General features: G+C 54.3%; 20 protein-coding genes. 9 read left to right on the plus strand and 11 right to left on the minus strand.

The features are described 5' to 3' along the window. Positions 1 to 66: 66 nt before the first annotated feature. The 7 genes from RUDLU_RS0107575 to RUDLU_RS0107605 all read left to right on the plus strand — a co-directional run bounded on the left by RUDLU_RS0107575 (position 67) and on the right by RUDLU_RS0107605 (position 5505). Positions 67 to 300: a CcmD family protein gene (locus tag RUDLU_RS0107575; RefSeq protein ID WP_019987760.1), complete on the plus strand. Its 234-nt coding sequence runs from the start codon at positions 67 to 69 to the stop codon at positions 298 to 300. Positions 301 to 331: 31 nt separating this feature from the next. Then, on the plus strand, positions 332 to 772 hold the full coding sequence (locus tag RUDLU_RS0107580) for a cytochrome c maturation protein CcmE domain-containing protein (protein ID WP_019987761.1): 441 nt from the start codon (positions 332 to 334) through the stop codon (positions 770 to 772). Further along, positions 769 to 966 carry a hypothetical protein gene (locus tag RUDLU_RS0107585; protein WP_019987762.1) on the plus strand — a complete coding sequence of 66 codons (198 nt, stop codon included), beginning with the start codon at positions 769 to 771 and terminating at the stop codon, positions 964 to 966. The genes RUDLU_RS0107580 and RUDLU_RS0107585 overlap by 4 nt, the downstream gene beginning before the upstream one ends. Then, entirely contained in the window at positions 963 to 1232 is a 270-nt protein-coding gene (locus tag RUDLU_RS0107590; protein ID WP_019987763.1) for a type II toxin-antitoxin system RelE family toxin, read from the plus strand. The genes RUDLU_RS0107585 and RUDLU_RS0107590 overlap by 4 nt, the downstream gene beginning before the upstream one ends. Beyond that, complete coding sequence (ccsA, locus tag RUDLU_RS0107595; protein WP_019987764.1) at positions 1229 to 3889, plus strand: cytochrome c biogenesis protein CcsA; 2661 nt, start codon at positions 1229 to 1231, stop codon at positions 3887 to 3889. Before RUDLU_RS0107590 ends, ccsA begins: the two co-directional genes overlap by 4 nt. Further along, positions 3886 to 4116, plus strand: coding sequence for a hypothetical protein (locus RUDLU_RS0107600; RefSeq protein ID WP_019987765.1), 231 nt, complete (start codon positions 3886 to 3888; stop codon positions 4114 to 4116). The genes ccsA and RUDLU_RS0107600 overlap by 4 nt, the downstream gene beginning before the upstream one ends. A 93-nt stretch (positions 4117 to 4209) precedes the next feature. After that, positions 4210 to 5505, plus strand: a complete 1296-nt coding sequence (locus tag RUDLU_RS0107605; RefSeq protein WP_019987766.1) for a hemolysin family protein — start codon at positions 4210 to 4212, stop codon at positions 5503 to 5505. A gap of 110 nt (positions 5506 to 5615) precedes the next feature. Here RUDLU_RS0107605 and RUDLU_RS0107610 read toward each other — a convergent pair whose 3' ends face one another. From RUDLU_RS0107610 to RUDLU_RS0107640, 7 genes are all read right to left on the minus strand, one after another. Further along, a complete protein-coding gene (locus tag RUDLU_RS0107610; RefSeq protein WP_019987767.1) occupies positions 5616 to 6704 on the minus strand; it encodes a M20 family metallo-hydrolase in 1089 nt (362 codons plus the stop codon). Positions 6705 to 6740: 36 nt separating this feature from the next. Further along, a complete protein-coding gene (locus RUDLU_RS0107615; protein WP_019987768.1) occupies positions 6741 to 7628 on the minus strand; it encodes a trypsin-like peptidase domain-containing protein in 888 nt (295 codons plus the stop codon). A 74-nt stretch (positions 7629 to 7702) separates the two neighbouring features. Beyond that, entirely contained in the window at positions 7703 to 9568 is a 1866-nt protein-coding gene (locus RUDLU_RS27100; RefSeq protein WP_211220199.1) for a GEVED domain-containing protein, read from the minus strand. Positions 9569 to 9844: 276 nt separating this feature from the next. Continuing rightward, positions 9845 to 10108, minus strand: coding sequence for a hypothetical protein (locus tag RUDLU_RS0107625; protein ID WP_019987770.1), 264 nt, complete (start codon positions 10106 to 10108; stop codon positions 9845 to 9847). A gap of 131 nt (positions 10109 to 10239) precedes the next feature. Then, entirely contained in the window at positions 10240 to 11595 is a 1356-nt protein-coding gene (locus RUDLU_RS0107630) for an OmpA family protein (RefSeq protein WP_245581639.1), read from the minus strand. A gap of 52 nt (positions 11596 to 11647) precedes the next feature. Further along, on the minus strand, positions 11648 to 12727 hold the full coding sequence (locus RUDLU_RS0107635) for a fatty acid desaturase family protein (RefSeq protein ID WP_019987772.1): 1080 nt from the start codon (positions 12725 to 12727) through the stop codon (positions 11648 to 11650). A gap of 125 nt (positions 12728 to 12852) precedes the next feature. Further along, positions 12853 to 13692: a DUF2911 domain-containing protein gene (locus tag RUDLU_RS0107640; RefSeq protein ID WP_019987773.1), complete on the minus strand. Its 840-nt coding sequence runs from the start codon at positions 13690 to 13692 to the stop codon at positions 12853 to 12855. Between the two features lie 229 nt (positions 13693 to 13921). Between RUDLU_RS0107640 and RUDLU_RS0107650 the strand changes: the two genes are divergently transcribed. Then, complete coding sequence (locus tag RUDLU_RS0107650; protein ID WP_019987775.1) at positions 13922 to 15619, plus strand: GMC oxidoreductase; 1698 nt, start codon at positions 13922 to 13924, stop codon at positions 15617 to 15619. Positions 15620 to 15781: 162 nt separating this feature from the next. Continuing rightward, positions 15782 to 16663 carry an META domain-containing protein gene (locus RUDLU_RS28685; RefSeq protein ID WP_019987776.1) on the plus strand — a complete coding sequence of 294 codons (882 nt, stop codon included), beginning with the start codon at positions 15782 to 15784 and terminating at the stop codon, positions 16661 to 16663. An 11-nt stretch (positions 16664 to 16674) separates the two neighbouring features. On the opposite strand, the gene RUDLU_RS0107660 is transcribed toward RUDLU_RS28685, so the two are convergent. From RUDLU_RS0107660 to gnd, 4 genes are all read right to left on the minus strand, one after another. After that, entirely contained in the window at positions 16675 to 20073 is a 3399-nt protein-coding gene (locus RUDLU_RS0107660; RefSeq protein WP_044129375.1) for a VCBS repeat-containing protein, read from the minus strand. A gap of 110 nt (positions 20074 to 20183) precedes the next feature. After that, positions 20184 to 22046: a RagB/SusD family nutrient uptake outer membrane protein gene (locus RUDLU_RS0107665; protein WP_027302861.1), complete on the minus strand. Its 1863-nt coding sequence runs from the start codon at positions 22044 to 22046 to the stop codon at positions 20184 to 20186. A gap of 13 nt (positions 22047 to 22059) precedes the next feature. Further along, on the minus strand, positions 22060 to 25218 hold the full coding sequence (locus RUDLU_RS0107670; protein WP_027302862.1) for a SusC/RagA family TonB-linked outer membrane protein: 3159 nt from the start codon (positions 25216 to 25218) through the stop codon (positions 22060 to 22062). A 289-nt stretch (positions 25219 to 25507) separates the two neighbouring features. After that, positions 25508 to 26410 carry a phosphogluconate dehydrogenase (NAD(+)-dependent, decarboxylating) gene (gnd, locus tag RUDLU_RS0107675; protein WP_019987780.1) on the minus strand — a complete coding sequence of 301 codons (903 nt, stop codon included), beginning with the start codon at positions 26408 to 26410 and terminating at the stop codon, positions 25508 to 25510. Positions 26411 to 26553 lie beyond the last annotated feature (143 nt).

The following is a 26553-nucleotide window of genomic DNA, read 5'->3' on the forward strand; positions in this document are numbered from 1 at the left end:
TTATCTCAATTATTGCTTAGTTAAGTCAATGTTCCGGCTCGGCCGGGGCTTCCAAAACATACTTTCATGAATGTACTTCTTTCTCTTTCGCTGGCGTTGAATGGTTGGTTTCAACAGCCCGATTCGGTTGAAATGGCCGATGGGCTCCGGGCCGACGGCAAAATCTGGGTGGTTGTGCTCGTTATCGCCGTGGTTTTTGCCGGTCTGATTACGTATCTGGTCCGGCTGGATCGGCAACTGGGTCGTGTAGAAAAAGAAGTACAACGCAAAAGGCTGGACAAGAAGCCGCTTGATGCTTAATTTTATCTCCGTAACACACTGAATTGCAAACATGAAACTGACACATATTCTCGGAATCATTGTGATTGCCATTGCCATTGGCATCATCGTTTCAACGGCCGGTGACGCCAGTGTTTATACCACCTTCACCAAGGCCGAAGCCATGGCCAAAGAAGGTAATGGCGACATGGTACACGTGGTTGGTAAGCTGCCCAAAGATGGTAGCGGCCGCATCACGGATATGCTGTACAACCCCCAGATCGACCCGAATCATTTTGAGTTTACCCTCGTGGATAACGAGAACAATGCCCGCCGGGTGGTGTACAATAGCCCTAAGCCGCAGGACTTTGACCGTTCGGAGCAGATTGTGGTGATCGGCGCTGTAGAAGGCAACCATTTTCAGTGCAACAAAATCCTGCTGAAGTGCCCCTCGAAGTATCAGGATGGCAAGTTGGAAACAACGGAACACGAAGCAAAAACGGCAAAGCTATGAGCGTTCAGGAAATTGAGACCGCGATTAGCCAACTAAGCGATCAGGAAAAGTGGCAGCTATCTGATTGGTTCACTGAATACATGAATCAGCAGTGGGATAAGCAGCTTGAAGAAGACGCCATAACGGGTCGCCTGGATGATTTAATCCGTGGCGCTAAGGAAGATATTCGTAAAGGTGATTTTAAGCCTTTATGAACTACAGAGCGACGGGTAAATTCTGGAAATGCTATTTCGATTTGCCAGAAGCTATTCAAGAGTTAGCAGATAAGAACTTTGCGTTATTAAAAGCTGACCCGGAGCACCCTTCTTTGCACTTTAAAGAAATAAAAGGCCGTGATGGTTTATGGTCAGCCCGGGTGGGCGATCACTACCGGGCACTTGGGCTTTTAGAGGGTGATGATATGTATTGGTTCTGGATTGGTCATCACTCAACGTATAACAACCTCATTAAGCGGTTATGATTCACGAAACCATCGGCCAGGTTGGCCACTTTTTTGTAATTCTGTCGTTTGTGACGGCGTTGGTGGCTACGGTCGCCTACCTGCTCTCGGCACTTGGCAAAGGACAGGCGCTTCAGGCCGAAGCCGTATCCGAACCCGAACTGGCCTACGCAGGCGAAACAAGCCGGAGTAGCGTGGCTACCAAACGGCCTAAACAGGCGAATGCGGGCAAAGCTACCCTACCCGCCCGCGACGATTGGCGCTCGCTCGCCCGCTGGGCTTTCTATATACACGGTGCGGCCATTGTGGGGGTCATTGTGTGCCTGTACTACATTGTGTACAACCACTATTTTGAGTACCACTACGCCTGGAGTCACTCGTCGCTGGCGTTGCCGGTGCAGTACATGATCTCGTGTTTTTGGGAAGGTCAGGAAGGTAGCTTTTTGCTGTGGCTGTTCTGGAATGCGTTTCTGGGCGTTATCCTGATCAACACCAACAAGCAGTGGGAAGCCCCCATGATGACCGTGTTTGCGTTAGTACAGGCGTTTTTGGCGTCTATGATTCTGGGCGTTGTATTCGGCGGTGCATTCAAGATTGGCAGCTCGCCGTTTCTGCTCCTGCGCGAAGCTATGCCCGATACCCCCATCTTCGCTACCGATCCTAACTTTGTTCCGAAAGATGGCAACGGCCTGAACCCCCTGCTCCAGAACTACTGGATGGTGATTCACCCGCCAACCCTGTTTCTGGGCTATGCGCTGACACTCGTCCCCTTCGCTTACTGTATTGCCGGTTTGTGGCGCAACCAACCTCTTGAATGGATTCGCCCGGCTTTGCCCTGGACGCTTGTTGGCGGCCTGATTCTGGGCGTTGGTATCATGATGGGTGGCTACTGGGCCTACGAAACCCTCAACTTTGGAGGCTACTGGAACTGGGACCCCGTCGAAAACTCGGTGTACGTACCGTGGCTCGTGCTCGTGGCCAGTCTGCACACTATGCTTATTGCCCGGAAAAGCTCGATTGGCCTGAAAACAACCGTCATTCTGACCATCTCGACGTTCCTGCTCATTCTGTATTCAACCTTCCTCACCCGTAGCGGTATTCTGGGCAATGCCTCGGTGCACTCGTTTACCGACCTCGGCCTGTCGGGGCAGTTGCTGGTGTACATGCTGGTATTTGTGGTGGGTGCTGTGCTGATTATGGCCCGGAAATGGAAGGTAATGCCAACCGACGCCGAAGAAGCCTCTATTTACACCAAGGAATTCTGGCTGTTTATTGGTGCTACCACGCTTACACTGGCGGCTTTCCAGGTAATTGCCACCACGTCGATTCCGGTGTACAATAAGATCATGGAAGGGTTTGGGATCATCTCGAACCTGGCCCTCCCCGCCGATCAAATCGCCCACTACAACAAGTTTCAGGTCTGGTTCTTCATCATCATTGCTGTGCTCACCGGTGTGGGGCAGTACCTATGGTGGCGTAAAGTAGAAGGCCGCAACTGGACAGCCCTGACTACGCCCGGTATCATCACGTTGTTGCTGAGCGCCGGTATCATTGTGGTCGCCAAGATGTCGAACCCGATTTACATTGTTCTGACGGTGGCCTCGGTGTTTGCGCTGGTCACCAACGGCACTGTACTCTGGGGCATTATCCGGGGCAATTACCGCCTGTCGGGCGGGGCGGTGGCGCACATCGGTATGGCACTTATGCTCATCGGAATTTTATTCTCGGCGGGCTACTCGAAAGTTATTTCGATTAACAACAGCGGCATTCCGATCTCGAAGCGCGACGAGTTTACGAAGAACAACAATCAGGAAAATAAAGAGAATGTACTGCTCTGGATCAATCAGCCGGAGCGTATGGACAAATTCCAGATGACCTACCGGGGTCAGCGCATCGAAATTCGGGATGTGCCGGGCTACGTACCCCGCTCCTGGGTGACGGTTATCGAAGGCGACTTCCACGGCATTGCCCAGCGCGATATTGAGCAAAACGGGAAGGTTTACCACAAGAAAGGCGATACACTGGCGCTTTACCCCGAAAACGTGTACTACGAGGTAGAGTACCGCGAACCCGACGGCAAAATCTTTACGCTTTACCCACGTGCACAGGCCAACCCCCGTATGGGTCTGCTGGTGTCGCCCGATATTAAGCGTAACGCCGGTCGGGATTTGTACACGCACGTATCCTCAGTACCCGACCCGAATGCCGACAACGAGTGGAGCCGCACCGAAACATTCAGTGTAGCCGTGCGCGACACGTTCTTTGTGAACGACTATGTGGCCATCCTGGACAATGTGACGCGGGTCGAGAAAGTCGATGGCGTTACACTCGGCCCTGGCGATGCCGCCGTGCAGGCGCAGGTTCGGGTACTCGACAAAAATGGGGAGTACATGCTGACGCCTTCGTTTATCATCCGCGACAAGATGGTGGCCCGCCCGGCCTTTGTGAGCGACGAACTGGGTGTTCGGATTCAGCTGATGGAAATCGACCCCCGCACGGGTAATTTCACCTTCGGGGTCAACACCACGCAGCGTGACTACATCGTCATGAAAGCCTACGAGAAGCCACTCATCAACGTATTGTGGATCGGAACACTGATTGTGGCCCTTGGCTTTGGTATGTCGACCGTACGGCGGTATCGGGAGTTCAGTAAAATGCGGGATAAAGGACTGGCATGAAACTAAACGAAACCCTTCTGCTGGCCGGAGCCGCCGGTGCTTTGCTCATCTGGCTGCTGGAACTGCAACGAACCAGTTTTGCCGAGAGCTACATTTATCTGATGCTCTGCCTGGCGCTTTTGTTCTCGCTCCAGTTCGTCAGAAACAGGCGGATTCAGCGCGAAAAAGAGGTGTCGCCTACGATTAAGCAGATGGCCGCCGATCAGAAGAAAAAGAAAAAAAAGTAGTGAGCAGTGAACAATGAGCAACGATCAACCAACACTAACCCGTTGACCGTTGCTCATTGTTCGTTGATCATTGTTCACTGTTCGTTGTAAACGATGCTCCTTCTCCTTGGTGCTTTTCTGGCATTAGTTTTGGCCGGCTTCTTCTCGGCCGTCGAAACGGCGTACCTATCCGTCAACCGGGTTTATTTTGAGTTGCACAGCAAGCAGGGGCCTCTGGCCGAAAAACTGGTGTCTCAGTTTCTCAAAAAGCCAATTCTGTTTGTGGGGACTACGCTGGTCGGCAATACGTTATTTCTGGTTTTATATGCCGTGCTGGGTGTCACGGCTCTGCATCCCCTACTCCTTCAGGCGCTCCCCGATCAGTACGACAACCCGTTTGTGGTCATTGCCCTCGAAACGGTAATTCTGACGGTGGTTTTCATGCCCGTTGCCGACTACCTGCCCAAGAGCCTCGCCCTGATTCACCCGGATGCCTTTCTCGAACGCCTGGCTGTGCCGCTTTGGGTCATTTATCAGGCCATTGCCCCCATTGTGCGCATACTGGTGAGTACGGCCCGCTTGTTTAACCGGTACGTGCTTCGGCAAAAACAAGACGAAATTCGCCCGGTTTTCGGTCTTACCGACCTGAACCAATATCTGCAACAGGCTCATCACCGAACCTCGGAGCGTACTCCCACCGAAGATGAGGTCGACGTAGATACCCGGATTTTCAATAATGCGATTGAGTTTCGGGATGTGCGGGTACGGGATTGCCTCATCCCACGTCGGGAAATAACGGCCGTTGAAGTCGACGATAGTATCGACGATCTGCGCCGGGCGTTTCAGGACAGCGGCCACTCCAAAATTCTGGTGTACCGCGAGAGTATCGACGATGTGATTGGGTATTGCCACGCGCTTGCCCTGTTTGGCAAGCCTGCCACTATCGAGAGCATACTGACGCCCATTGTCACCGTCCCCGAAACCATGCCCGCTCAGGATCTGCTCCTGCGGTTTACGAGCGAACGTAAAAGTCTTGCCCTGGTGGTGGATGAGTTTGGCGGAACGGCCGGTCTGATCACCATCGAAGATATTGTTGAGCAGATCTTCGGCGAAATTCAGGATGAGTTTGATACCAACGAGGACTGGACCGAACGCCAAATCGACGAAAATACCTACCTGCTGAGTGCCCGCCATGAGATTGCGTACCTCAATGAGCAGTACGGCTGGGATATTCCGGAAGGCGATCAGCCATCGGCCCGGTACGATACCCTCGGTGGCCTGATTCTGGCGCTTAACGAAGACCTCCCCTCAGTAGGCGAGCGCATCGAAATGTCCCCTTTCATATTCACCGTCGAGTCAATGGACGGCACCCGAATCGACACGGTACGGGTGGAAGTGCGGGAAGAGTAAGTTTTCAATGAATAATGAGCAATGAATAATGGATAATGGCCTGCCGGGTACATACATGCCTCAGCCTATTATTCACAATTCACTATTCATTATCCATTGTTCTCTACGCCTTAGCCATTGCTCACCACCTGCTCCAACATAGCGATGTATCCCTTCACGCCCTGTTCAATTTCGCGCAGGTAGATAAACTCGTTGGCCGTGTGTGACCGTCCCGAATGACCGGGGCCACACTTGAGCGAGGGGCAGTTAAGCAGCGCCTGGTCAGAAGTGGTGGGTGAACCGTAGGTGGTTCGGCCCATAGCCAGCCCGGCCTGTACAATCGGGTGCTCAACCGGAATACTCGACGGTTTCAGCCGGATTGAGCGGGGTTTCACCTCGGAGCTGATATGCTGCCGAATCGTTTCAATGATTTCTTCGAGGGTGTACTGTTCCGTCACGCGGATGTCGACGGTAAACGTACAGGCATCGGGCACTACGTTGTGCTGCGTACCGGCATTGATAATCGTTACCGACATCTTGATCGGGCCGAGCGTGGGCGACACTTTCGGAAACTGGTACGTGGTGAGCCAGTTAATGTCCTGAATGGCCTTGTAAATGGCATTTTCGCCTTCGTTACGGGCGGCATGCCCCGACCGGCCGTGGGCCGTGCAGTCGATCACAAGCAACCCCTTTTCGGCAACGGCCAATTGCATTTCGGTAGGCTCACCCACAATGGCAAAGCTGATGGGTGGCAGATCGTCGACAATCATTTCCAGCCCCTCTCGGCCCGAAATTTCTTCTTCGGCCGTAGCAGCCATTACCATGTTGTATTGCAGGTCGGAGCGGTCGTAGAAATAGCAGAAGGTAGCCAGCAACGACACCAGACAGCCACCCGCATCATTGGAGCCCAGACCGTACAGTTTTTCATCCTGTACCAGCGGCTCAAACGGGTCGAGTGTCCACGACGGATTGGGCTTTACGGTATCGTGATGGGAGTTGAGCAGCAGCGTTGGTTTGGCCGGATCAAAATACTGATTGTAGGCCCAAAGGTTATTTTTCTTCCGACGAAACGGAATTGACTGATCAGTCAGAAACTGCTCGATCAGGAGGGCCGTTTTGTCTTCCTCCCGGCTAAACGAAGGAGTAGCAATCAGCTGTTTGAGCAGCGAGATGGCTGACTCGGTCAGGGCTTGCTGTCGGGAGGTTGTTTGGCTAATCATGCAGTTGGTTCAATAGTACGGTTAGTCAAAGATACGTTAAGCCTCATAAAATCGTACGCCCTTATCGCGCAAAAACCGCTTGATGACATCCGCATGGACACACAGTCCCACGTTCAGAAAAGGGTAGTTTGAGACTTTCGTTTTGCGGTTATTAACCAGTACCTCACGGTCTTCGATGTCGAAACCGAGGTGCAGGTGACGGGTTGCCGACTGCATGCCGCAGATAAGCCCGCGCACATCGAAAAGTGGACCTCCACTTTGTCCGCGCAGGCCGGGCGTACTCATTTCGACCCCCGAAATGGTGCCGTCGGGGTCGGCAATCAGGCGCGTCACAATCCCGTCGATCGGAAACCGTACCGATTCGGCCCGGCCGCTCTCGGTCCACTCAATATCGTCGAGCTGGGCGTTGTAGCGGAAATTGGTAAAGTCGGGAAACGGGAAGCCCAACCGGCACAAACTTCGGCCGGGTTTTATGTACGACGTGTCTCTGGCAAATACCGCGTGCGACTGGTACAGGGTTTGGGTGTATCCCTCAAACCGAATCAGGGCCAGGTCGTACACCGGGTGCATATCGATATGAATCTTCTGCATTCGGTCGACACAGCCGTGAAAGTTGTTGCGCAGCCGAACAATACTCTCGGCCTGTAGCTTGTAGCGGTCTTCCAGCAAGCGCAGGTGTTCGGAGTAGTGCCGGTCGCGCGGCAACTTGCGCCGGTCCGACTGGAAATTGAGGTAGTGTTTGTAGATATCGTCGGCGCGCACAATCAGCTCAGCAACGTGCTTACAAGTAATGGCACACCCATCTTCGTTCACAAAGAAAAGGGTTGCGCTACCGGGCACCACTTCGCTGTGTCCATACAGCCGAATGATGGATTGTAACGGGCGGGTAAACGGTTCGACACGCTCAATGGCGTCAACAAACATAGCAACCAGGTTAAAAAAGTAAGCGACAAAGATAGCACGCGAGGGGCAAAGACACGGCCCCGGCGGGCACCGTGTCAGCTTTCGGGGGGGCGGGGTGCCAGTTGGAGTCGGCTACCAGCAGTCATAACGAGCTTCCCCCCTGCCGAATACTGTATTTTCTGACCCAGTACCAGGGCGTTGGCCGGTACAGTTACGGTATGACGAATATCAACCGCATCGCCCGCCACCGGCACCCGGTTGCACGACCAAACCGTTGGGTCATTCCAGTTTCCGGCTTTGATGGATATGAGCGTTGTACAAACCGGAGCTGTCACGCTGATCACGTAATCTTCGGCCTCGCCGTATTGATAGGTTCCACAGGGATCGGTCGGAATATCAGCGTATGTAACCATCACACGTAGCATCAGCGAGCCAGCCGATGTACTCGCCGGAATGGTTAGACTACCCGAAAAACCCGAGGTTACTGTCTGCGGAGTGGAGTAGACAACTTCGGTGGAGTCGAAAACGGCGTTGCGGTTGAGGTCCGCCCATATCTTCACTCCTTCAAAAAACGTACTTCCCAAAAACCCACCCGCCACACTCACCGCCTGACCCGCCGTCACGGCCGGAGCGGGCCCCGGAAATGACGTTACCCCCGTGGGCGAACAACCCGAGTTGCTGCTCATGGTTACGCCATTAAGTGTAAAGCTATTGAGACCGTCCTCGTCGGTACAGCCGACACTAAACGTTGGCTGGCAGTATGTAGCCCCCGCTGTTGCCGACACCACCGCCGAAATGCCCCCAGTGGTGCTGTTGGATGGGCGAATCCGGTACCAATAGGCCGAGTTTGTGCTGACGGACATGTCGCGGTACGAGGTACTGTTGGGGGCAACTCCGCCAATGGGCACAAACAGGCCATCTGCAGTTGGTGAGCGCTCAATGATGTAGCCCAGCTCGTTGGTGCCATTGTCTTGCCAACCCAGCAGAATACCACCCGTAGCAAGCGGGCTGGCACTCACGCCCGATGGGGCAGCCACTACCGTCGGGGCGCAGTTGAGGCTGTATGTTGTGGCCGTTTGCCGGGTTGCCAGCCCTCCCTGAATCCGCGCGTACTGATCGCCCGTGAAAAACACATTACACCCTTCGTAGTACGACATGATGTTGCTTGTCTGGGGCGAATAGGTTTCTCCGTTCGCGTCGGTTGCGGTCCCCGTGTACACCTCGCAGCCGTTCACAAAATCACTCGCCGAGCCGGGCAGGTTGAGCGGATCGGCGGGGGTATCGCACAAAAAATCACCCGCTGTACTACAGTTAGCCCCTGTGCTCCGGGTAACGAGTTCGGTGCCGTACGTGCGCTCAAAGGTATGGTAGAGGTTGAACGTGTGCCCCAGCTCATGGTTCAGAATATAATCGCTGATGTATCGGTCGGCAAGGCCCCCGGTCCGAATAAAAGCACGGGTCGATTGCAGGGTATTTTCCGGAAAATAAGCGTAACCCAGCAAACGTGATTCGTCGAAGAGATTGATGAAATACACGTTGAGGGCATTGTTCGCATCGCGGCCATTCACGCTCGACTCGTTGGCCCGTGGAAAGCCATTGTACAGGGTTGTATTCTGAATATAATCGGGCGTGATTCCGCAGAAATAAAACTGGATGCCACTACCGTTGTTCAGGTAAAACCGGTTTGTACGGGCCAACACATTGTTCAGGCTACTCAGACTCATCCCCCCTGCCCCGTTGGTCTGTTGAAGTATGTGGGGTCTAATAGGCACGTATGTAATGCCTGTATTGGCTTGCCCGGAGGCTTTTTTGATCGCCAGTGCAAACTGAACCTGTCGTTCAAGAGCCTGCCGTTGGTCGTCGGGGAGCGAGGGCGTCCCGCAAAACGGCACGGAATCGGCTCGGGGACGTTTTTTAGGTGGGTCTCCCCCCGACTGCGCCAGACCGGGCTGTGTGCCCAAAACGCACACGAGGCTCATGAAACAAGCCAGCCGGAACAGCGCCCAACCTCGGAAAATTAAAATAAAGCAACTTAAGTACAGTTTACGCATATGTGTTGAGTAAGAGTATGAACAGAAAAACAAATTCAAATGTACATTAATACCCCATTAAGGAACATTAAAACGTAAACACCTTTGTCCCTTTAGTTAGCCTATTTCAATCCGAAACGGCTTCAAACCTAAAAAGCCCTGTACGAGAACTGGCGTACAGGGCTTTTTATTGTTTAAGAATTCCATTTACTCTTTTCTTACATTGACGTTAGCTGGCACAATAGCCCCGCCATCGGCGCTGTCGGGTGGAGCCTGCGTAGGTCCCGTTGTGCTGCTGTTGGCGGTATCGCCCTGCATGCCCATGACGGGCGTATTACCCTGCTCAACCGCCGACATGGAATCCGAATTGGCCGTTGTGCTGCCACTTTCCGTTTTCCGTTCTCCACAACTCGCCATCACAACTACGGTCATCAGCGTCAGGGCCCAAACCGATCCATTTCTCTTCTTCATAATCAGGTTGTTTAAAGTGAATGAACAATGTAAAATGCACAATGAATAATTAGATTACCTGTTGCCAATCAGCCCGTTCATTATACATTTTACATTGTTCACTATCCATTTTATTTCAACTCGGCACTCCATTACACTTTTGTTACAATCACGTCGATTCGGCGGTTTTGCCCGCGCCCCTCTTCGGTGTTGTTACTGGCAACGGGCTTGCTTGACCCAAACCCCTGCGTCACAATTCGGGTGGCCTCAATACCAGCCTCGGTCAAGGCCGCCCGAACAGCATTGGCCCGGTCGAGCGACAGCTTTTGATTGGTCTGTCCGTTGCCGGTATTATCGGTATGTCCCTCTACCCGGATCGACAATGTCGGGTAGGCTTGCATGATCTGAATCAGATCGTTGAGGTTCGAGCGCGAGTCCGTTGTAATTCGGGCAGAACCGGTCTCGAACGTCAGATTGTCAAACCGGAACGTCCGCGGAGTTGAGCGATCTTTACTCGCCATAAACGCGGCCAGGTTCGCGTTGAACGACCTCTCGGCCACGTTAATTTGCCGACCACCCGGTAGTTGCACAGGCGTTCGGATACCCAGCGCACCGGGTACCGTGGAGTCGCTTGTCTGCCCGTTAGCATCTTCAATATTCTGCAGAGTCGAGGCTGTCGTGTCTTCTACAGCGTCGGGTTCGGCCCGGCGCGTGGTATCGGTGTACACACCATCGACACCGTTTTGCGGCTCACGGCACTTTTGCACAATCAACGCGATGACCAGAGCGGCCAGAGCAAACATGGCCCAACGCAGCCACCGCACGTTTTCGCGTTGGCGTTCACCATCGGTACTTTTCGGAATGTTCGGATTGAGCGGGGTTCCACTAAAATGGTCAGCGCCCTGTACCTCGGTTGGCCCCCCGGTGGGTGTACGCAAGGCATCGAGCCCCAGCAACCCGGCCACGCCCGACAGCCCCACGGGCAAAGCCCCCCTGACGATGTCGGTTTGGCCCAGCAGGAGCGATTTCAGGTTCAGGTCTGATAGCCCCTGCTCGTGCTGTTGCCGACCCAGCACACCCATGAGTACCGAGCCCGCCAGACTCATGATAGACAGAGCCGACGCCGGTTGTACTCCGCTATACTGCGCAATATGTTCGGCAATACGGGGAGCATTATCACCCAGAATGCCATTAATGAAGGTGCGGCCGTTGGCTACGGCCTGCCCCGTTTCTTCGCGGGTATCCACTACCTGTGAAGCATCAATAGGCGTAGTTTCTTTGCTGTAGGTTCCCTTTTTGAGCAGATCGATTATATCATCGGCTCCGCCCTGCCCGACCCGGCTTGCCAGACCACCCAACAGGGCAGGCAACGTACCGCCAACTGCTTTCTGCACGTGGGCGGGGGTCTCGTTCAGATGTTGGCTCAGTTGGTCGACAACCGAGGGCGAAAATTGTTCAGTGAGGTAGGATAAAACGTTGAGCGCCATGACACGAGTGATTGTGTACATGACGCTTAACCGGCCCTTTCGGGCGAATGTTCGGGAAAGAAAGGCAACGGGCTTACGACACCGCGGCTGCGGGCTGCATCACGATAGTGGGCTCATCTTTAATACGTTGTGTCCGGTGGCGGAGTAGCGCTTCAATTTCTTCCTGGCTCGAAAAGGCCCCGTTGATGTTGACTACGTGGCTGGCCAGAACATCGTACCGCTTGCGCATCAGGTTATAAAACACGCCCAGAAAATCGAGCCGATCGAACACAATAGCTTTGTTCTGAGCATACTTATCGACCGTTTTCAGAAAAAAGGCGGGGTGTTCGGTCCAGTGTAGGCCGGGCCGGTAGTGGTGGCTGATGTGGTAGCCATCATTCCAGCACTTGTGGTTGTATTTGACGTTGATACAGGTAATGCTGTTCTTGTACGGGTTCAGCGGTTCGGTGGGGCACACAAAGGCGTGTTGGGTCCAGTTGCCGAGCATGGTAATAAGCCGGAACATGAAAAAAGGCAGGATAAACACCACCACCGTAGCCGGGAAATTGACAAACGACAACCCGATACAGAGGGCATAAAAACTCAATTCGCCCAGCAAGGCCCGATACAGCAGTTTCATGCGGTTTTTCCGGCGCAGGTACGCCAGTAGCTCAAGCACACCGAAGAAGAAGAAGTCCAAAAAATAAGCCAGAAAACTCCGCACACTATCGCGCTGATACGGCATCGTTGTACTCTCGTCGGGGGCCACGTTGTTTTCGGCATGGTGCATCCCCAGGTGGTGGCTGTAATACGTTTCGGGGGTATTGCCAAAGAGCGGGGCCATAACCCAGGTCCAGAAGTAGTACGCGTTTTTGTACTCAGGCTTGAAGAGCGGCCGGTGGCTCGTGCAATGCAGCATGAGTCCAAACGGGCCCTTAAACACCAGATTATTCAGATAAAAATACAGCACCGCCACCACGCCCCAGGCCCATCCGGTCAGAAACGGCATGTACAGGAGTACCGCCATCGGCATCAGCACCGCCACGATCCGGAGCGTTAGATAGATAAATGGTAAATCGCGCTCGTCTTTGATGAATTGGAGCCAGAATCGGTCGAAACGAGTGTAGGCAGGCTGCACAAATCCAGGATCGCTGATGGGGCCGAGTGTACGCATATGCTTGAAGGCTAAGGGAATACTTATAAATAAAGAACGGCAACAGGACTTAGCCCATTGCCGTCTACCAAAGATATAGTTTTAATTCAGTTAGTCAATAGCGGGTACGTTTGGCTATCGGCTGCTTACTTGCACGTAGCCAAAATCCCCTTGTGGTTTTTAATGTACGCATCGTCGCCAGCCTCCTGCGCCATTTTCAGGCCAGCCTCGGCATCGGCCCGGGCGGTTTTGCAGTCGCCCTGCTTGGCGGCAATCTTACCCCGCAGGAAGTATGTCCAGTATTTTTTGTCGGCCTCAACCACCTTATCGGCCCAGGCGCGGGCCTTGTTCAGGTCACGGTTGGTATCGTAGTAGTAGTTGGCCGCGGCCGAAAATACCCCCGGTTTGGCATCCGGCTTGCTTACTTCTGCGTCGATCTGGGCCATGATCTGAGCATCGGGGTCCTGCTTCAGCTGGAATTTCACCTGCACGTTTTCCCAGCGCATGGCCAGGTTGGCGGTAGTCGGTGTAAAGTCGGTAAATTCAACCGTAAAATATTCGGCCGGTGTGCTCAGTTTTTCGGGCTTCACGGTAAAGCGCAGCACATCCTCAGCTTCTTTGTAATCGAACGCGCCAAACGCCTTGGTGTTCTTATTCAGAATGATGGTCCACTCGTTTTGGCCGGGAATGGTAAAGAGGGCATAGCTACCCGCCGGTACCGCTTTTCCGTTCACGCTCATTTCGTCGTCGAGGGTAAGCTTGGTGGCCATGTTGGCCCCGGTGCGCCATACTTTGCCGTAGGGTACCTGATCGCCAAACATTTTGCGGCCTTTCAGGGCCGGGCGGCTGTATTCAACTGTGGCTTTAGTGAGGCCGATACCCTGCGAAACCGTAGCCATTGGGCTGGCTTGTGGAGTCCGAATTTGAGCCTGTACGCTACCGGCAAGACTGGCTACCAGAGCCAGTGTCCATAGTGATTTGGTCATAGTGAAGTGATTTTGAACGAAGCCGCAAGTTACAAAGAAACCGGCGCGATTGGGGCAAAAAAAGCCCTGTCTACGCCTTTCAGCCGTACGCCCGATTTCCGCCCGGCCCCCTCGCCCGCAAAAGGTCTGTTTAATTCGTGACTCTGTTCATGGAATCCGATTAGATACCGAGTATTTTCGTGTTTCTTGGTGTAATACAAGCTGATTCAAGTTTTTCTCCCCCTCATACATGCACATTATCGCTCCTCCCCAAACTTTCGACGCCATCGTGGTTGGCTCTGGCGTCAGTGGGGGCTATGCCGCCAAAGAACTCACCGAAAAAGGCCTGCGCGTGCTGATGCTCGACCGGGGCAAACCCCTCGAACACGTCACCGGCTACGAGTCGGCCATGAAAGACCCCTGGGAAATGCCGCACCGGGGTAAACTGACCAACGAGCAGATTAAGGCACACCCCTACCTGAGCCGCGACACCATTTTTCAGGAAGCCAACGCTCAATACTGGATCAACGATACTGACTCACCCTATACCGAAACCAAACGGTTCGATTGGTTCCGGCCCGACATTGTGGGGGGCAAGTCGATTATGTGGGGGCGGCAAACATACCGCTGGAGCGACCTCGACTTTGAGGCCAACGCCAAAGAAGGCATCGCCGTCGATTGGCCCATTCGCTACAAAGACATTGCCCCCTGGTACAGCTACGTGGAGAAATTTGTGGGGATCAGTGGTGAAAAACTGAACCTGCCCCAACTGCCCGACAGCGATTTTATGCCCGCGATGCAGATGAACTGCCTCGAAAAACACGTGGCCTCGGCCATAAAGTCCACCTACAAAGGTGAGCGGGTGATGACCATCGGGCGGGTAGCTAATCTGACCAATGCCCAAAAACTGCATACCGGCCTGGGCCGTGCCAGCTGCCAGTTCCGAAACCTGTGTAGCCGGGGCTGTCCCTTTGGCGGCTATTTCAGCACCCAGGCGGCTACGCTGCCCGCAGCCCAGAAAACAGGCCGACTGACGCTACGCCCCCACTCTATTGTGGCCGAAGTACTGTACGATGAGCAGAAGGGCCGGGCCAAAGGCGTGCGTGTGATTGACTCGCAAACGGGCGAAAGCATGGAGTTTTACGCTAAACTGGTGTTTGTCAACGGCTCTACGCTGGGAACTACCTTTGTTTTGCTCAACTCGATCTCGAAGCGGTTCCCCAACGGGCTCGGCAACGATAGCGGAGTGTTGGGCCAGAACCTGATGGACCACCACTTCCGGGTGGGCGCGTCGGGTACGTACGACGGCTTCCAGGACAGCTACTACTACGGTCGGCGGGCCAATGGCATCTATGTGCCGCGTTACCGCAACATCGGCAACGACAAACGGGATTATCTGCGCGGCTTTGGGTATCAGGGCCGGGCGGCCCGGACCCGCAACGAAGGGGCCGAAGGGTTTGGGGCCGATATGAAAGAGAAAATGACCCAGCCGGGCGAGTGGACCATGGGCCTTGGTGGCTTTGGCGAGTGCCTGCCCTACGCCAGCAACCAGGTCACGCTCGACCGCAACAAAACCGACAAATGGGGCTTGCCCACGATGGTTTTCAACGCTGAATTCCGCGAGAACGAGAAGAAAATGCAGATCGACATGATGAACGATGCTGCAGAAATGCTCGAAGCCGCCGGGCTCAAAAACATTCGGGCGTACAACAACCAAAGTGCGCCGGGAATGGCCATTCACGAAATGGGCACCGCCCGGATGGGACGCGACCCCAAAACGTCTATTCTGAACGGATGGAATCAGATGCACGCCGTCAAAAACGTGTTTGTGACCGACGGAGCCTGCATGACCTCATCGTCGTGCGTGAATCCCTCGCTCACCTACATGGCCCTGACCGCCCGCGCCGTCGACTACGCCGTTCGGGAAATGAAGAAAAATAACCTGTAGAAAGAAGATTACCATTTAGGAGGTAAGGTTTGGGGTAAGCGAATAGGCAACTCCAAACTCTTACCTCCTAACTATTAATGCTTACCTCAACACTATCCTACAGAAATACTATTCTAAGCCGACATACGTTGTTTTATTACCACAAAACCAACGCATGTCGGCATGAGTAACCGATTAACTCGCTTACCCCTTTCGCTCGTTTTCTTTTTATTCTGGATCGTGTTGCTGACTTCCTCCGGCTGTCGGCGGCCAACGTCTACGGGCGAATCGGCCGAAAAAGCTACGCGAGCCACCCTCTCCGAAGCCATCGACTGGGCCGATAAACGGCGGCAGGGCATCGATTTCGTAGCTATGGGCACCGCCCCGGCCGCCACCACTATTGGCTGGCGGCTCGACATCGACTTCTCGAAACAGATGCTGTTCCAGTCGTTCGACGGGCCTCAGTTGCTCACGCCCATCCCCAAACCGCAACCTATGGGTAAAACCATGGGTGTAGTGCTCGACGCGAAAGCGACGCCCGTGTACGCATCCAACACGCGCCGAACAGCCGCGAGCCGCAATGTTGCTCCTAAAGTGTCGCGGCTAAAGGTGTACATTGAGCCCATTGCCTGCCGCGACCCGGTCAGCAAACGCGACTACGCGTACACGGTTCGGATTGATGCCAACGGTAAACGGTTTACCGGCTGCGGGGCGTTTATCAAGGGTAGCGACCGGCTCAATGGCGCTTGGGTGCTCGAAACGTTTAAAGGGCAGCGCCTGCGCCCCGATCAGTTTGGCGACAAGCAACTGCCCTATCTGGAAATCGACCTGGCGGGGCACAAATTGGTGGGCTCCACTGGCTGGAACAAAATCAAAGGGGCTATTGATGCCGAGGGCGACCACCTGGATCTTATCCCTAAAACAACTACCCGCCGAACAGCCCCCGGTACGTTTGAAACCGATTTTCTGACCGCCCTCGATCAATCATCGCTCTTTCGGATTGGTAAAGATCGGCTCACGCTGCTCGTCAATGGTCAGTATGCCATGACCTTTCGGAAGAAGTAAGCCCGGTTTTATCAACGCGTACTCAGCCCATACATCCGTAACGGCTGACTGTTGACTCCAATCAGCAAACGATCACCCATGGGTACCACAGCACGCACATCGCCCCGCAGATCGAACCCGGCCTGCTGTTGCGGCACCGCCGTAAAATTGCCTTTGCCATCGCCCCGGAGCAACAGCCCCCGGTTGGCATCGGCCCGCCCGAACCGCAACCGGGTCTGGTAGGTATTGCCCGCTACGAACAAATCTTTGCGGCCGTCCTTGTCAAAATCGACCGGGGTCAGCGTAAACACCGGCGACGCCTGAGCGGCCATGGGTAACGGCGTGGCCGTTAGTTTGCCCGCCCCCGCACTCACAAACAGCATCGACCGAAACTCATTGGCGGTCAGTTTCTGCGCGTTTTGCAGCTCCTCGGCCGAAAACACGTCAGTAAGTGTCGCGTTGGCGTAGCTATCGTAGGTTGTAAACCGCTTACGGAGCATCGCCATCTGATCAAGTAGCTCGTCGCGTGTGGCGTGGGGGTACGCTTTGCCTTGTACGAACAAACACAGCACCGGATCGAGGGTACCATTATCATCAAAATCTTTGTAGACCAGCTCAGCCGGTTCGCGGTCGGTGGCCCGGCATTGCGTGTTCAGGCCCAGATTGCCCACCGCCAGATCAGGGCGCCCATCGCCGTTCAGGTCGTCGACAGTGAGTTTGTTCCACCAGCCCCGGTATTGTTTACCCAGAAACGTAGTGGTCTGATCCACCAGCTTCCCGCCCGACCAGGTCAGCACGGTTACGGGCATCCACTCGCCCACGAGTACCAGTTCGGGGGTACGGTCGCCGTTGAGGTCGGCCCAGGCCGCGTCGGTAACCATCCCGATTTTTTCGAGCAAAGGAGCCATTTGCTTCGTCTGGTCCACAAAGCGCGGGCTGGCTCCGTCCCCGGCATTGATGAGCAAAAACGACCGGGGTGTTTCGGGATAACGGCCCGGTACTACACGCCCACCCACAAAGAGGTCGGGCCGACCGTCGTTGTTCACATCGGCCACCCGCACACAGCTCGTGCTGGTGCGCAGATTGGGCAAAGCCGCAGGTTGTTTGGTAAAATTGCCTTTGCCATCGTTCAGGTACAGCCGGTCGTCCAGGCGCGGGTCGGTGCCGGGTTGCAAGTCGCCATAGCCACCGCTACATACGTACAGATCGGGAAAACGGTCGCCATTGGCATCAAAAAACAGGGCGTCGGTGTCTTCACAGGCTTTATCGGTAGCAAAAGCGGGCTGAGCCTTTTTCGTGAACGAGCCGTTGGCCTGCTGCATGAGCAACACTCCTGGCTGCCCGGCACTACCGCCCGCATACACATCCTCGCGCCCATCGCCATCCACGTCGGCTTTGGCCAGGCACGGTCCCGCATACGATTGCGCGTTGACGAGCAACGGTTGCCGCTTAAAATCATTGACCGTAACAGCCGGGTACGCGTGGTTGACAGCCGCAGGCAGCTCCCGATACAACGAAGCCGGTGCGGCCGTGGGCCGGAATGTGGCCTTTGCATCAGCTTCACGGAGGGTAAGGATTTGGTCGGCTTTGACACTCGTCAGGAGCTGGGTTTTGCCCGTAGGCCACACCACCCGCACCGAGTCGACGGTAGCGGTAGCACCCAGCCCCACATGCAACCGGGGCGACACACTCGACTGGAAGCCGCGCGTGGGCATTTGCTCGACCAATTGCGGCCGACCGCCCTGATACACCGTCACTTTAGCCCCTACACCCTGGGTGTTGGCCCCACTTCCCTGCAACGCAAACGCCAGATAATGACGTTTGTGGAGCCGGTTGGCGTCGTTTTGAAAAATGAAGGCTGGCTGGTTGGTGTTATTGACCACCAGATCCAGGTCACCATCATTGTCGAGGTCGGCGTAGGCCGCGCCGGTACTGTTGGAAGGCTGATTCATGCCCCCAGCGGCACCCATACTCGCAAAAGCAGGTTCAGACTCGCGCCCGTCGCCCATCTGGTTTCGAAACAGATAGTTCGTTACGTTCGACGAGGGCATCTGGTGCACCAGCTCAAGTACATCGTTACGCTGCACATCAGTTGGCCGGTTTTGCATAAAATCGGCCATGTACTTCAGAAAATCGAGATTGGTGTAATCGCGCACGTACCCGTTGGAAACAAACAGGTCTTTCCAGCCATCGTTGTCGTAATCGGCAAAAAGCGGAGCCCAGCTCCAGTCGGTGTTCGACACGCCAGCCAGTTGGCCCACCTCCCGGAAGACGGGCGTCGCCCCGCCTTCGTTAATGTGCAGCATGTTGCGCATGTACTGATGATGAAACCCCGACTCTACGCCAAAGGCAAATTTTTCGTAATTGTCGGGTGCCATGAGCAACTTCTGCCGCCGATTGTCTTCGGGAAGCATATCGAGCGTCATCAGGTCGGGGCGGGCATCGTTGTTTATGTCAGCGACGTCATTACCCATCGAGAAATTGGAGGTATGACCGAGGCTTTTGCCCAGCACATCCCGAAACGCGGCCCCACCTTTTCCGGCCGTGTTCAGGTAAAGGTAATCCGGCACAGCATAGTCGTTGGAAACGTAAATATCGGGCCAGCCATCGCCGTTGATGTCCGACACACCGGCACCCAGGCCGTAGCTCAGCACTGAACTGCTCAGGCCCGAACCGGGGGTTATATCAACAAATTTCTGGCGTCGGTTTTCGAAGAGCCGCAGGCCGATTTCGGGGTTCGATTCGCTCAGCAACACCGATGTAGTTGCTTTGTCGAGTACCGGCAGCGACTTGGGGTTATGGTTGAGCAGCAACAGATCGAGGTCGCCATCACGGTCGTAATCAAAAAAAGTACCCTGCGTCGACTGAGCGGGTTTATCGAGACCAAACTGGGCCGTTTGGTCCGTAAACCGGGGAACGCCCTGCGCATCGGGGCCCTCGTTGATAAACAGCTGGGGCGTCCGTTTTTCAGGGCGCAGACTACCGGAGTAACACACAAAAATATCGAGACGACCATCCCCGTTCACATCGGCCATCGAGACACCCGTGCGCCAGGGCCCTTCGCGCCCGGCCACCCCCGCGGCCGAGGTCACGTCGGTAAATTTCATGCCGCCCCGGTTGAGGTACAACTGGTTGGGCACCATGTTGCCGCTGAAATAAATATCCTGCAGGCCATCGCCGTTGAGGTCGCCCACGGCCACCCCGCCCCCGTTGTAGAAGTACTCGTACATGAGCACGTTGGTGTTGAGGCCTTCGCTCAGGTTATTGGCAAAGGTAACGCCCGTCTGATCGGGTGAGAGGGCCGTAAAGAGCGGAGGTCCGGCGGGCTGAGCGTCGGGTTTTGATTCGGTCGATTCACTCGATTGCCCACAGGCCGACAGCAGGAGCGCCATGAGCGAATACGGAAAAAGGAAACGGGTACGTAAGGCCATTAGAACAGGTAAATGAACCAGAAATTTACAAAAAATCCCCGTCGGTTCGGCGTCGACCAACGGGGATAAGCACTATTCCAACCTTGATTGTGAATTACATTAAACCAACGCTAGTATCCGGGGTTCTGAACCAGCTTGTTGTTCCGGTTCATTTCGTCGCGGTTAATGGGCAGGAAGTACATCTTATCAGACCAGGCACGGTTTTCTTTACCAGGGTCTCCTTCTGCAACCCGATATGTGTAATCGTAGCTGGTTGGATCATACCGGTAGAGCGAAACGGTTTTACCAGGTTTGAGTGTACCCGTAATAGCAATCCACTGCACTTTCCGGCCGAGCGTAGTGGGGGCAATCATCCAGCGCCGGGCATCGTGGTAGCGTTGTTCTTCAAACGCCATTTCGATGCGTTTTTCGTTGCGCATACGCTGCCGAAGGGCATCGCCCGACTCCGTCAGGGCAGGCATACCGGCCCGGAACCGGATTTTGTTCAGCCAGGTGCGGGCTTCAGCATCCTGCCCTAACTCGATACAGGCTTCGGCATAGTTGAAGACTGCCTCGGTGTAGCGCAAAAATGGCCACGGAATTTGCTGCCAGGTGTTTTGATCGACAATAGCCGGGTTGGGGTCGATGAACTTACGCATGTAGTAGCCGGTGTAGCTACCGTTCCAGTCCTCAATGGGGCTATTGCGCGTATCCAATCCGAAGTGCGTAACCTTGGCGCCCGACGCGTTCACGACTTCGTACCGGCCGGTCTGAATTTGTCCGAGTGGGTCACGCGCAGCATTGGCCGCCGAACGGGGTTTCCACTGCGCTCCATCGTACAGAATAGATCCGTAGAAACGGGGGTCGCGGTTGGCATAGGGAGCACTGGCGTGGGTCGAATTGGTCCAGCTAAACCGGGTTCCATCCATCATTTCGTAGTCATCCACCAGCTGCTGAATAGGCGTGTTACCGGCCCAGTTGTTGTAGCCATTGGGTCCGTTGAAAAGCCCCTGACGACCACCATTTTCCTGCTTGATGTTCGTAAACAAGCGAGAGAAGATGATATCTCTCTCGCCCCCGTTGCGGGCCAGGGCGATGTTCATGTAGTTTTCCGTACCCACGGCAGGCGTTACCGGAGCCGCCAGGTTCATCTGGGAGCCAAAATTCGGCAGGTCCAGCACAGCTTTGGCAGCATTGCGGGCTTTAGTCCAGCGCTCAGTGCGGCTACCACTCACATATCCCAGTAATTCGGGTTTAGAAAAGGCAGCGTGTGCACTCGACTTGGCCTTTGCCGTAGCCACATCGTAGAGATCACTGGCGGCATAGGTCAGGATACGGGCCTTCAGAGCCAGGGCGGCCCCTTCGTTGGCCCGGCCCAGTGCCATTGTCCGACCCTTAAGCAGAGCAGCGGCATCGTCGCAATCCTTCACAATGAAGTTAATACACTCCTCCATCGTGTTACGGGGCGCCGTATAGTCGGCTTCCCCGAGCTTATACGTCTCATCCACAATGGGTACACCACCATAATACCGTACCAGTTGGTGGTAATAATAAGCCCGCATAAACTTGGCTTCGCCGGTGAGCCGCTCTACAATATTGTTGGTATTGGCAAAGCCGGGTTTAGCCAGATTCTCCAGCGCCAGGTTACAGGCCCGAATTCGCAGATACATCTGATTCCACTCGATGGTGTTGTTGATCCATCCCTGATCAGCCGGGTTCGAGCGCGACTCGGTAATCGTGGTAATGTTGCGACCGGGGTGCGTAAACTGTGTTTCGTCGGTGAGCGAAGCCAGCTGCTGCTCATCAAAGCCTCCCTGTCCCAGACCCGCATAAATACCGGTGATAAAGGCTTCGGCCAGGGCCGCATCGGACCAGACAGCCGTCCCCGACACCTGATCGAGGGGTTGGGTATTTACAAAACTATCGTTACAGCCCGTTATGGTCAAACCACCAATTAACAGGGTGAGAGCTATCGTTTTAACGTTACGTATCATCTTGAATGAGGAATTAGAATCGTAGCGAGGCACCAAAATTGATCACACGAGCCTGTGGGTAGTACTGCCCTGTCGCGTTGGACGATTCTGGATCGAACGAGCCCAATTTGTTGATTATATTAGCTAAGTTCAGTGCGTTGGCATAGACCCGCAGGTTGTTCAGGCCTACCCGGCGACCCAGGGCTTCGGGGATGGTGTAGCCCAGCTCAAGGTTTTTCAACCGGATATAATCAGCCGAACGCAGCCAGTACGTATTCCCGTTGGAGAAGTACTGATCACTCCGGTTGGCAATGCGCGGGTGTACGCTGCTGGGGTTGTCGATGGTCCAGCGATTCGTGTAGAACTCCCGGAGGTAGTTACCAATATTACCCGACTCGCCCAGGCTGATGTACTGACGTGCGCCTGCCGAACCCTGGAACAGAATGGTCAGGTCGAAGTTCCGGTAAGAGGCTGTAATGTTCATACCGCCCTGGAACAAAGGCAGGTTAGTGCGCTCGAGCCGATACTGATCGTCGGGTGTGATTTTACCGTCGCCGTTATAGTCTTTATATTTCATATCGCCGGGGCGGAGCGTTTTCACAATGGCGGTATAATCGATCTTATTGGCATCAATTTCGGCCTGATCTTTAAACACGCCGTCGTATTCGTACACCAGGTAGGAGTTCAAGGCCCGACCCGTGGTCCGCTGCCACTCGGGCGCACCGGGGGCTTCGTCCCAGAACAGGATTTTGTTCTGAGCGTAACCGCCGTTCAGAGCTACCGAATACTTCAGGCCACCCTGTTGGCCGTTGTAGGTAATCTGCGCATCAAAGCCCCGGTTACGAAGCTTTCCGATGTTTTCGGGCGGCAGAGTGAGGCCAGTGGAGCGAGGAATAGACGCATTACGCGGAAACAGAATTGAGGTCCGCAAGTTATTGAAGTAGTCGAACTCAAAGCTGAATTTCCCGTTCAGGAACTGCCCTTCCAGACCAATATTCATGTTGTTGGCCACCTCCCACGTAATGGTTGGGTTCGGAATACGAGCTTCCGACAAGGTAGTTTGGGGGGCATTGTTGATAATATACGTATTGAAGCCGTAGGTGGCCAGATACTGGTAGGTAGCCAGCGTTTCGGTATTAGGCAGGTAGATCTGATCGTTTCCTAACTGCCCCCACGATCCCCGCAACTTCAGGTAGTTGACCGATGGCACGGCATTTTTCCAGAAACCTTCTTCAGAAATCACCCAACCCGCCATAAAGCCAGGGAAGAAACCGTAGCGGGTAGCTTCGGGGAAGATGTCGGAGCCATCATACCGCCACAGAAACTCGGCCAGGTATTTTTCTTTGTAGTTATAGGCCACCCGTCCGAAGTAGTTGATCCGCGCCCGGTTGTAGGCTCCACCGGTTCCGTTGCGCTCCAGGTCGCCCCCAGCAAACAACTGATCAATGGCTGGCGAGATAAAGTACCGCCGGAAAGCCTGCACGTTATCACCCTGAACAGTTTCGCGGTTCACCCCCGCCAGAACGGTCATGCCATGATCGCCAAACTTCCGTTCGTACGTACCAATACCACCGAGCAGTATGTTCAACTGTGTTTCACCATAAACGTTTAAGTTTGGCTCAGCAGGGCCACGTAGGCTGGGTACCAGATTTGGGTTACCATTGGCGTCGTTGCCGGAACCGAGTTGATAAAGTGTCCAGGGAGTTTGCCAGAGCCGCCGGTTCCGCTGCCGATTGTCGATAGCCGCTGTACCGCTGAACTTCAGGCCCTCAATACCAGGAACTTTAAAATCCACCTGCCCATTCGACTGGAAATAATCCTGCTTATCACGGTCATAGCCAGTAGCATTGGTAGTGATCACAACCGGGTTTTCGCCGTTTTCAATATCCGGGCCGGGCCGACCATCGGGCCAGAAAGCGGGCTGATTAGGCTTACCACGCATCTGCATCCGGAAAATAGCCCCAGCCCCACGAGTTGGGTAGAAACGGAACTCCCGACGACCCAGTAACCCAACGGCTACGTGGATGTACTTGTTGATATTGGCGTCCAGGTTAACCCGCATATCATATTGCTTGTAGCCCGTAGCCGATTGTTTGTAGTAGGCATCCTGATTCTGATAACCCAGCGAAGCCAGGTATTTGAAATCTTCGGTGCCACCTGTCACCTGCAAATTATGCTGCTGCTGGGGCGACCAGTTTTTGAGGGTTGCCGCATACCAGTCGGTATCTGGATAACGCCAGGGGTCCGAACCGTCTCGGTATTTAGTGATGTCGGCAGGGGAGTAAGGAGCCGTCCGTACCGACCCGTTAGGCCGGGTGAACGAACCCGTTGATTTATAGGCCTGGTTGGCAGCCGCCCACTCTGAAACTGGCAGCTCATAAATGTTCAGGTCATTGAGCATTTCGGCGTATTGAGCGGCATTAGCCAGCTTAGGAATAACCGTTGGCTGCGAGAAACCCTGGTTGAACGAGTACGACAGTTGGGGCTTACCCGTTTTGCCGCGCTTGGTGGTAATCAGAATAACCCCGTTAGCAGCCCGCGACCCATAAATAGCGGCCGAGGCATCTTTCAGAACGGAGATGTTCTCAATGTCGTTGGGGTTGATACGGTCCAGACCACCTGCCCGCGCCGGAATACCATCCACCACAACCAGGGCATTATTGTTACCGATGGTGTTGGTGCCCCGGATACGAATAGCTGACCCGTCGTAGCCAGGTTCACCACTTCGGTTCACCGCAACAACACCCGGCAGCCGCCCCGCTATAGAGTTGGAAAGGTTCACGGTTGGCGACTTAACCAGATCAGACCCTTTCACCGACACTACCGAACCGGTTACGGTTTCTTTGCGCTGCGTACCGTAACCTACCACTACCACTTCGTTGAGCGACTTGGTATCCGTCGCCATTGTGATGTTTACAGTCGTTTGACCGTTGATAGGTACCTCCTGGCTAACGTAGCCAATGTACGAGAACACCAGCGTGCTGTTCCGGTCCGACACGTTTAGCGAGTAACCGCCGTTGGCATCGGTCACCGAGCCGGTTGTTGTACCTTTCAGTACCACACTCACACCGGGTAGAGCTTGTCCCTCATCGTCAATTACCTTTCCGGTAACTTTCGACTGGGCCATAGCACCCACAGAGCAGAGCATCAAAAGTAGGAGCGTTACGTTCGAAAAGATAGTACGTAACCTCATAAAGGGTGGTTTGTCCCTCCGAGTCGGGGGCGCCACATTAGGAGTAAAGGGTGTTTCCATACATGCAAAATGCTTAATATTAAACACCTGTTAAAGTAGTCTGATGAGCTACCCTACTATCTTAAATCTTAAAACAACTATGTTTTTTACTATTTGGTAAAAATAGAATTAGCATGGGTCAATATAAGCACAAACTGTACCGTATATATACGTAAACAAAAAGGTTACCAGCGTACATCATTCGATGGAGCTGGTAACCTTTTTCACAGTATTATATTAAAACGGGCGTTTATTCCGCTTTCACTACCGCGTGCCCGCCAAATTCATTGCGCAGAGCAGCTACTACTTTCCCCGTGAAGGTATCGTCCTGCAGTGAGCGGTACCGCATCATCAGCGACAGGGCAATTACCGGGGTGGGTACACCGAGGTTGAGCGCCGTTTCGAGGGTCCATTTGCCTTCGCCGGATGAGAACATACGCCCTTTGATACCTTCCAGTTTGGCGTCTTTCTTAAAGGCGTTCTCGGTCAGCTCCATGAGCCAGCTCCGAATCACCGACCCGTTGTTCCAGAGCCGGGCTACGGCTTCGTAATCGAACGGGAAAGGGCTCTTCTCCAACACCTCAAACCCCTCGGCAATGGATTGCATCATACCGTACTCGATACCGTTGTGTACCATTTTGGTGAAGTGACCGCTACCGGCCGGGCCCGTGTACAGGTACCCGTTCTCCACCGAAATTTCCCGAAATACATCGTCGAGTTTACCAACAGCCTCGGGATCTCCACCGACCATGGTACAGGCTCCGTTGAGGGCACCGCTTACCCCGCCACTTGTGCCGCAATCGACGTACGAAACCCCGCTGGCTTTGAGCAGTTCGTACCGCCGGAGCGTATCCTGATAATGCGAATTGCCACCATCAATCACGATATCGCCCGCCGACAGACCAGCGGTCAACAACTGATCGAGTACTTTATCAATAAGGGGGCCAGCCGGGATCATCAGCCAGATAACCCGGGGGCTGGGCAGCGTGCTAAACAACTCTTCGTACGAGTTTACGCCTGTGGCTCCTTCGCCCTTGATTGCTGTAACTAACTCGGGATTAATATCAAAACCAACGACTTCGTGCTTATGCCGCAACAGGTTTACGACAAGATTATAGCCCATCTTGCCAAGGCCAACGAATCCAATCTGCATGGTTGGGAATCTATGAGGTTTTTACAAAGTACAACGATAAACAGGAGAACACCGTCTTTTTGGCCAAAATTCTCGTTGCCGGACATCCAATACGGGGCATACCGGGCCACACAAAAAAAAGACGAACAGCTACCGTTTACTAT

This window comes from Rudanella lutea DSM 19387, assembly GCF_000383955.1.
In the GTDB taxonomy this organism is placed as follows: domain Bacteria; phylum Bacteroidota; class Bacteroidia; order Cytophagales; family Spirosomataceae; genus Rudanella; species Rudanella lutea.